This window comes from Cellulomonas septica (assembly GCF_012396155.1).
Lineage (GTDB): Bacteria > Actinomycetota > Actinomycetes > Actinomycetales > Cellulomonadaceae > Cellulomonas > Cellulomonas septica.
Map to the genome: position 1 here is coordinate 1 of NZ_JAAXOY010000097.1, position 8,115 is coordinate 8,115.

8 protein-coding genes and 1 pseudogene are annotated in these 8,115 nt (G+C 74.8%); 4 read left to right on the forward strand and 5 right to left on the reverse strand.

Going from position 1 to position 8,115, the window contains the following annotated elements; genetic code table 11:
• On the forward strand, nucleotides 1-343 hold a 343-nt coding region (locus HGA02_RS05855), incomplete at its 5' end, for a RidA family protein (RefSeq protein ID WP_168678218.1).
• 146 nt (nucleotides 344-489) lie between these two features.
• Here HGA02_RS05855 and HGA02_RS05860 read toward each other — a convergent pair.
• The 4 genes from HGA02_RS05860 to HGA02_RS05875 form a co-directional block, all read right to left on the reverse strand.
• Nucleotides 490-1,167, reverse strand: a complete 678-nt coding sequence (locus tag HGA02_RS05860) for a Crp/Fnr family transcriptional regulator (protein ID WP_124342302.1) — start codon at nucleotides 1,165-1,167, stop codon at nucleotides 490-492.
• The gene (locus tag HGA02_RS05865) at nucleotides 1,086-4,373 is read right to left on the reverse strand and encodes a hypothetical protein (RefSeq protein ID WP_168678219.1); all 3,288 of its coding nucleotides are present in this window, start codon (nucleotides 4,371-4,373) and stop codon (nucleotides 1,086-1,088) included. The genes HGA02_RS05860 and HGA02_RS05865 overlap by 82 nt, the downstream gene beginning before the upstream one ends.
• A gap of 140 nt (nucleotides 4,374-4,513) precedes the next feature.
• The gene (locus tag HGA02_RS05870) at nucleotides 4,514-5,029 is read right to left on the reverse strand and encodes a GNAT family N-acetyltransferase (RefSeq protein ID WP_168678220.1); all 516 of its coding nucleotides are present in this window, start codon (nucleotides 5,027-5,029) and stop codon (nucleotides 4,514-4,516) included.
• Nucleotides 5,026-5,853, reverse strand: coding sequence for a nucleotidyltransferase domain-containing protein (locus tag HGA02_RS05875; RefSeq protein WP_168678221.1), 828 nt, complete (start codon nucleotides 5,851-5,853; stop codon nucleotides 5,026-5,028). The genes HGA02_RS05870 and HGA02_RS05875 overlap by 4 nt, the downstream gene beginning before the upstream one ends.
• Before the next feature lie 77 nt (nucleotides 5,854-5,930).
• On the opposite strand from HGA02_RS05875, the gene HGA02_RS05880 reads away from it, so the two are divergent.
• Both HGA02_RS05880 and HGA02_RS05885 read left to right on the forward strand, forming a co-directional pair.
• Complete coding sequence (locus HGA02_RS05880; RefSeq protein WP_168678222.1) at nucleotides 5,931-6,602, forward strand: helix-turn-helix domain-containing protein; 672 nt, start codon at nucleotides 5,931-5,933, stop codon at nucleotides 6,600-6,602.
• A complete protein-coding gene (locus HGA02_RS05885; RefSeq protein ID WP_168678223.1) occupies nucleotides 6,599-7,153 on the forward strand; it encodes a DUF6036 family nucleotidyltransferase in 555 nt (184 codons plus the stop codon). The genes HGA02_RS05880 and HGA02_RS05885 overlap by 4 nt, the downstream gene beginning before the upstream one ends.
• 34 nt (nucleotides 7,154-7,187) lie before the next feature.
• Here the strand turns inward: HGA02_RS05885 and HGA02_RS05890 are convergent, their stop codons facing one another.
• Nucleotides 7,188-7,706: a hypothetical protein gene (locus tag HGA02_RS05890; RefSeq protein ID WP_168678224.1), complete on the reverse strand. Its 519-nt coding sequence runs from the start codon at nucleotides 7,704-7,706 to the stop codon at nucleotides 7,188-7,190.
• Between the two features lie 209 nt (nucleotides 7,707-7,915).
• Here HGA02_RS05890 and HGA02_RS05895 point away from each other — a divergent pair.
• A pseudogene (locus HGA02_RS05895) lies at nucleotides 7,916-8,115 on the forward strand (alpha/beta hydrolase); the annotation flags it as partial.

Consider the following 8,115-nt stretch of genomic DNA (forward strand, 5'->3'; position numbering starts at 1 on the left):
CCGATCTGAGGGCCCGGGCCTGATCGCCCCGGACGAGGCCGCCGGGTACGCCCGGACGGCCGCGCTCAACGCCCTGGCCGCCGTCGCGGCGGCGGTCTCCGCCGACGGTGGTCCGACCGGTGCCGACGCGCTCGACCGGGTCGCGCGCGTCGTCAAGGTCGTCGGGTTCGTCGCGAGCGACCCCGCCTTCACCGGTCAGCCGGGCGTCGTGAACGGCGCGAGCCTCCTGCTGCACGAGGTGCTCGGCGACGCCGGCGTGCACGCGCGCTCCGCGGTGGGCGTCGCGGTGCTGCCGATGGACTCGCCCGTCGAGGTCGAGCTCGTCGTGCGCCTGCGCGACTGACCTGTCCGCTGCGCGGGGAAGCGACGTGACCCCGCACGTCGCGTGCGGTGGGGCGACGTGACCCCGCCTGCCGCGTGCGGGGAGACGAACGGCCCCGGTCCTGTCGGACCGGGGCCGTCGTACGTCGTGCCGCAGCGTGGCTGCCGTCAGCGCGCGCGGCGCTCCAGGCGGTCGATGTCGAGCAGGACGACGGCGCGTCCCTCGCGCCGCACCCAGCCGCGTGCGGCGAAGTCGGCGAGCGCCTTGTTGACGGTCTCGCGCGAGGCGCCGACGAGCTGCGCGAGCTCCTCCTGCGTGAGGTCGTGCGCGACGCGGACGCCCTCGTCGACCTTCTCGCCGAACCGGGTCGACAGGTCGAGCAGCGCCTTCGCGACGCGGCCGGGCACGTCGGAGAAGACGAGGTCGGCGAGCGCCTCGTTGGTGCGGCGCAGGCGGCGTGCGAGGGCCTGCAGCAGCTGCTGCGCGACCGACGGCTTGTCCTGGAGCCACCGGATGAGGTCGGCGTGGCCGAGCTCGAGCACCTCGGCGTCGGCGACGACGGTCGCGGTCGCGGTGCGCGGGCCCGGGTCGAACAGGGACAGCTCGCCGAACATCTCGCCGGGACCGAGCACGGCGAGGAGGTTCTCGCGGCCGTCGTTGGAGCGTCGTCCGAGCTTGATCTTGCCGTCGCGCACGACGTACAGCCGGTCGCCGGGCTCGCCCTCGTGGAACAGCGTGTCGCCGCGCACGAGGTGGAGCTGCTTCATGGTCGCGACGAGCGCCCCGGACGTCTCGACGTCCAGCCCCGCGAAGAGGGGGGCTGCCAGCACGATGTCGTCCTCCACCGTGGCTCCTTCCTTCCCGGCCCGACCCGACGGTCACCGGCCTGACGACCGCGCGCGAACCGTCTGGCTCGGTGGCGGTACCCGTCCGGCGTCCTGGTCTCGGGCACCGGCCATCTCACAGTTTGCCGTATGAGGGGCCTCAGCCCCGACCGATGGGCTCCTGGAGGCACGCGGCGGTCGCCTCGGGGTCGAGCGCGAGCCGCGTGATGAGCTGGTCCGTGGTGTCGGAGAGGGCCGACGCGACCCCGGCCTCGTAGCGCGCGAGCTGCTCGTCGAGCGCGCGCAGGCCGTCGAGCGCGGCGAACTCGTCCGCCTGGGTCCCGGTGAGGACGGCGGCGAGCTCGGCGGGCCGCGGCACGTCGACGCCGACGTCGAGGGGGAGCTGGAAGGCGACGTCCTCGCCGAGCGTCTGCGGGCGTGCGACCTGCGCGACGGCCAGGTCGAGCCGGGCGCGCACCAGCCGGCGCCACCACCCGACGCGCGCCCGACGACACCATCGCCCAGCCCGCCGCGACGAGCACCCACAGGAAGCCGGCGACGGCGAGCGTCACGTAGACGCTGCGCGCGACGGGGTCCGTCCAGAAGCCGAACCAGTACCCGCCCGGCCCGGTCGGCACGAGGGCGACCAGCAGCAGGACGACGCGCAGCAGCGCGGCACCGCCGACCGCCGCGAGCACGGCCCCGGCGGCTCGCGGCCGGACCGCCAGCACGACCGCCGTGAACAGGAGCCATCCCGCGAGCGCGACCAGCAGGTGCGCGGGGGCGGGCAACCACGTCTGGACGCCGCGGCTCGCGACGACGGCGAACGCCGGGACGGCGACGACGAGCACGCGGTCGGTCCGTGTCAGCCCGGCCGTGACCTCGGCGGCACGCCACGGGCGCGTCCCCGCGACCCAGAGCGCGCGCGCCGCGCGGGCGCCGGGCAGACCCCGACGGGCCGCCGCCGGGACGAGCCCGAGGACCAGCCAGCCGACCACCAGCGCGAGCAGGGCGCGTGCCGCCCACGCCATCGGCAGGTCCCGCTCGCCCCGCTCGACGCCGAGCCGTGCGGCGGTGAGGTTGTACGCGGGGTAGTACGGGTCGCCCGCGTACGCCTCCTCGTGGGCCGTCGCCGACCGCTCGAACGTCTGCCGCGCGGCGTCCCACCGCGCGTGCACGGCCGCGTCGCGCGTGTCGTGCCACTGCGCCTGCCGGAGCACCATCTCGCGGTAGTCGCCGAGCATCGTCAGGGTGCTCGTCTCGTAGTCGAGCGTGTCGAGGAAGGCGTCGCGCAGCTCGGGGTCGCGCCAGGTCGCCGGGTCCGTGCCGGCGACCGCGTCACGCATCCGCCCGACGGCCGCGACGGCCCGGTCGCCGCCGTCGATCGCCTCGTCGAGGTCGTCGCGGCTCACGTCGTAGATCACGTCGAGGACCGCGCTGTCGCCCGTGAGGATGTCCCACTCGAAGATCCACATCATGGGCGGCGGCTCGAGGCCGAGCGCGGTGACGCGGCGATCCGCGAACGGCCCGATGTAGAGGCCGTCGGTGATCGCGGTGCGGCTGTCGGCCATCGCGTCGGCGATCGCCGCCGCCGTCGCGGGGTCGTCGGAGAACCAGCGCCGCGCCCAGTCGAGCGTGAGGGCCGCCGGGTCGGCGTCGGGGTCGCGCGCCAGCCGCGACGCGAGCTCGGTGTTGAGCTCGTAGAGCTGCCAGAACCCGGCCTTGAGCGTGAGCGACAGCGGTCCGGCGCGCCACGGTCCGCCGTCCTGCGTCCACGTCCAGACGCCCTCGACGTGCGGGTTCGCCGCCAGGAACCGCTGCAGCGCGGTCCGGTACAGGTCGCCGAGGTCGTTCGGGAACGCGCCGAAGTTCTCGAACTCGCGACGGCTCTGCAGCTCGACGATCCGCCGGTGGTCGCCCGTCTCGAGCGTGCCGTTGAGCGGGAGGTGGCTGTAGAAGTCCCCGAGCGTGTACTTCGTCGAGACGATCAGGCGGTCGGACGTGAGGCCGTCGAGCACCGCGTCGTAGGAGTCGGGGTTGGTGTGCATGTCGCCGACCGCGCCGACGCCGACGCTCCACGTCCGGAAGATCACCTCGCGGTCCGCCCGCTCGGCCTGCGCGGTGAACGCCGTGAGCATCGCCCGGACGTCCGCGACGCCGGTCACGGCCAGCGCCGAGTAGTAGTCCCAGCCGGGCATGTCGTAGACCTCGCCCGCCTCGCCGATGCGCACCAGGACCCCGTCGACGTACGGCATCGCCGCGTACAGCTCGTCCAGCCCCGACGCGTACACCTCCCAGAACGCCGGGTCCGCGGTCGTCAGACCGCCGAAGCGGTCCACGAGGTAGGCCTCGAGCGGCGTCGTGAGCGCGAGCATGTCGGTGCGGAGGAAGACCTCCATGCCGAGGTCGTGCGCGTACTCCCACATCGGCCCGAACGCGTCGCGCAGCGCGAGCGCCCGGGCGACGTGCTCGTCACCCTCGGCGTAGACGTCGTCGCCGTCCCCGACGCCCGAGAACGTCACGTACTCGACGAACCCGGGGATCGCGATCGCGTTGCTCCCGCCCGCGAGCACGTGCTGCACGTACTCCTCGAACTCCGCCCGCGCGACCTCCAGGGCTGCGGCGTCCACGTACGGCGCGTCGGGCAGCATCACGTCGGCGAACGCCTGCGACGCGTGCGAGTAGTCGTCTCCCGACGCCCATGCGGCCTCGTCGACCGTCACGCCGACCGCGCCGAGGTCGACCATACGGAACGGCAGCCGCGGGTCGACGGTCTCGCCCAGGTGCGCGTCGAACGGGCGACCGGTGCGGGCCGCCGACGCGAGGTCGTACAGCGCCAGCGCCGCGCCCGCCTCCGAGGGAGCGACGACGCGCAACGCCTCGCGCGTCCCGTCCAGGCGGTACGACTCGTCGTCCTCCGGGCCGTCCCCGACGACGACCTCGACCGTCGCGGTGCCCTCGGTCGTGCGGGAGGTGCCGACGGCGTTACGCAGCTCCGCGACCGCCAGGTCGATCCGCGCCGACGACGGCGCCGTGACGGCCGTGACCTGGGGCGGCGCCGTCCACGGCGTCTCGGGCGCGGTGCGCGGCGTCTCCGTCGGGACGTCCGACGGGGCGCTGGTGATCCCGAGCTGGTCGCTGACCGCGCCCGCGACGCCCGCTCCGACGAGGCCGAGCAGCAGCAGGGTCGCCACGACGGCCAGCAGTCGGCTCCCTCGCCTCGTCACGCGGCGGAATGTAGCAGCGGCACCTGTCGGTGCCGTCGGCCCGTCGGAGCCCGCCACCCACGTGGCCGTACGCGTGCGCGCGGTGGCCCGGCCGCGTCCCGCTGCCGTCGCTCCATCGACGTCGACGACCGCCCGGCGCCTCAGCCCGTCGGCACCCAGTACCGACGCTTGGGCAGCCGCCCGCCGACGGGGACGCGGTCCTGCAGGAGGCCGCCGCACCGCTCGATGGTCCGCGCAGACGCGACGTTGTCGTCGTCGCAGGTCACCAGAGCGCGCTCGATCCCGACGGACCGCGCGACGACGAGCGACTGCCGGAGCATCTCGGTCGCGTACCCCCGCCGCCGGTGGGCGGGCCGCACGGCGTATCCGATGTGGCCGCCGACGAGCGCGAGCGCCTCGTCCAGGGCGTGCCGCACGGAGACCCGCCCGACGAGCGCGCCGTCCACGTCGGCGACGAGGAACGTCGCCGGGACGCGCCCCGGTCCGAGGTTCACCCCCGCGCGCTCGTCGGCGAGGTGCGCGAGGTAGCCGGACCAGTCGTCGCGACGGCCGTCGAGCAGGAAGTCGAACCCCTCGCGCGCGAGCTCGTCGTGCGCGGCCCACGCCTCCGCCTCGTCGGCGGCCGTGAGCGGCCGCAGCACCAGCGGCGAGGTCACGACCCCTCCATGCACGCGGTCGCGGTCTCGTCGACGAGGTCGCGAGCGGCGGCGAGCGTCGCACGCAGCGCGTCAGGGTCTGCGCCGACGGCGGCGCACAGCGCCTGCGCCCGCACGCCGAAGTCCCGTGGAGCGTCGGGCAGTCGTCCGGCCGCGGCGACGGCACCCTTCTCGTTGGTGACCCAGCGACCCGCGTGCGCGTGCAGGGCGTGCGCGCACAGCAGGACCGCGCGGAACAGGCACCCGGCGACGTACGCGCTGTCGCCCCGCCCGACCGCCTTGGCCGCGACGTCGACGCTGAACGCGGCCTCCCAGAGGCCGGCGACGACCGCGTCGCGCAGCGCCGGGGGATAGGCCGACGCCTCGTCGTGCAGCGCCGCGACCTCGCCCGACGGGTCCGCGAGGACGACCGCGACGGCGACCTCGCCCGCGTACGCGAACGACGGGACTCCGAGCGGATGACCGGCCTGCGCGTGCCACGCGAACCGGCCGTCCTGCGCCTCCTGCCAGCTGCGCCGCACACGGTCCAGGTCGCGGTAGAGCACGTCGACGGCCGTGCCGTCGACGTGCAGCCACCCACCGCCGTCGACCCACGGCCCCCACGCGCCGGGCGCGGTCACCTGCGCCTCCGGACCGGCGATCTCACGGACCACCGCGCCGAGCGCCTCCACGTCGAGGGGTGGCCGGTAGTAGAGGCCCAGGTCCACGTCGGACTCGGCGGCGTGGTCGCCGCGGGCCCGGCTCCCGCCCAGCGCGACGGCCCGCACCCCGGGCACGTCGACCAGGCGCTCCGCCACGTCCCGCAGTCGCGCGTCGCTCAGCACCGCCCCAGCATGCCGGTGCCTGGCGTGTGGCCCGTAGCGGGATGTATCTGCCGCATTGTTGGAGATAGGCTCGGGCCATGGCCAACGCCACGGCGATCTTCCGCAGCGACACCCAGGCACGGGTGCTGCGGGCACTGGCGCGCGCGGCGGACGCCATGACGGCCAGCGACCTCGCGCGGGAGCTGGACGAGCCGCTGTCGACCGTCGCGCGCGAGGTCTCCCGCCTCGTGGAGACGGAGATGGTCCTCACGACGTCACGTGGTCGTCGGACGCTGCTGCGACCGAACTGGTCCAACGGGTACATGCGCGCCGCGCGCGACGCGTTCGACTACGAGGACGGTCTGCGCACGCAGGAGCCGTCCCCGCGCTGGTGGCGCACCGTGCCCGAGATCGTCGAGGACGTCCGCCCCGAGCTGCGGGACGGCAACGAGCCCGCTGCCGTCCGGATGCTTCTCGACGGCCTCAACTCCCTGCCCCGTGCGGCGGCGGCTGGACGCGTCGACGAGATGCTGGCCGAGCCACCGTCGACCGGTGACGAGCGCTGGGACGCGCTGATCGCCGGGAGCGTGCGGTACGTCGCCCGGCGGGCCGGCGTCGGGGCGCCCGACTGGACCCGTCGGCGCCCGCTCGCCGCCTGGTGGTGGCCCACGGGACGCGGTGCCCGCGCCGCCGTCGCGATGCAGCACACGCCCGTCGAGCTCGCGCGGCTGGGCATCTGGTTCGACGAGCGGAACTTCACGACCGCATGAGCGAGCACGGTCCGACGCTGTCCCGTGCCGAGGTCATCGGCCTGCTCACCGAGCTCGGTGCCGTGCTCCACCGCGACGGCCTGCACGCGACGATCTACGTCGTCGGGGGCGCCGCGATGTCGATCACCCTGGACTCGCGCCGGGTCACGCGGGACGTCGACGCCGTGTTCCGCACGGAGACGGACGGTCTGCGCACCGCCGCCCGCGAGGTCGCTGCTCGGCACGAGCTCGACCCCGAGTGGCTGAACGACCGGGTCACGTCCGCCGTCGTCGGCCTGGTGAGCGACGAGGGCCAGACCGAGCTCGACGTCCCCGGGTTGTCCGCCGCCGTCGCCTCGCCCGAGCACCTGCTGGCGATGAAGATGCTCGCCGGACGCGAGCGCGACCTCGACGACCTCGTCGTCCTCTTCCGCCACCTCGGCCTCACCGCACCCCGCCAGGCCGTCGAGATCACCGAGCGCGTGTTCGGGGGCGGCTACCCCGACACCGCCCCACCGCTGGAGTACCTGGAGCTCCTCGCGGAGGACGTCCTCGACCGCATGAACGCCTGACCGACCGGACCCCGTCGCGCCCCCCACCACGCGGTCATGACGCGTCGGGGTCGCCGAGGAATCGGGCGACAGCCTCGTCCGTCGCGCGCCGCAGGTCCGCGTCGAGCTCCGCCTCCAGCACGCCGCGACCGGCCCCCAGAACCTCGAGGTCGTCCGGGTCGTACGCGCCGTCGAGGAGCGCGAGCTCGGCGCAGGTCGGGTCTGCCTCGTGCCCGACGACGCCGTGCGCCCACCGGCACAGGTCGCGTGCGCTGACCTCGTGGCGCACGTACCGGCCGACCATGGCGGCGGTCGCGCCGCGGAGCGGATCCTCGGTGACCACGTCCGGCCGACCGAGCTCGACGAGGGTGCGATCGACCTCCGGCCCGACGTCGTGACGCACGGCGGAGGACGGCTCGCCCGCGAGCTCGCGGAGCGTCGGCGAGTCGAGGCCGGCAACCAGGCACCCGACGGCCGCGTCGACGACGTCGCCCGTGCTCGCCCCGTCGAGGCGCCAGAGGCGCACGGTGTCGGTGAAGGCCGTCCGGGCCTCGTCCTGCGTCGCGTCGTGCACCAGTCCATGGTCGCTGCGGGACGGGGCGACGCCTCGACATTTCCCGTGACGCGCGTCGTCACGCTGCCTATCCTGCGAGAGCCGTGCGACAGGACGAGGAGGTGGTACCCGTGAACGATGGATCGACCAGGGTGCTCCCCCTCGGGGTCACGGTCGGGCGGTAGGTCGCCCGGGAGCGCCGCCCACGCGCACTCCCGAGAGGCACGACCATGGACTTCAGCTCCGAGCACCGCCACGACGACGGGGTCCTCGAGCGCGACTTCGCGCTCGGCGACATCCCCGGAACCCTCTGGACCACCGGCTCCGCACCGGCCCCGCTGGTCCTCATGGCCCACAACAACGGCCTTCCCCGGCGCGACCATCGGGCACTGGTTCGAGTGGGCGCGCCTCACGCTGCACGCGCGCGCCG

What these genes read in the sequence shown, in the direction of transcription:
- HGA02_RS05885 (WP_168678223.1), top strand. Translation starts at nt 6,599, where the DNA reads ATGAGCGAGCACGGTCCGACGCTGTCCCGTGCCGAGGTCATCGGCCTG.
- HGA02_RS05880 (WP_168678222.1), top strand. Translation starts at nt 5,931, where the DNA reads ATGGCCAACGCCACGGCGATCTTCCGCAGCGACACCCAGGCACGGGTG.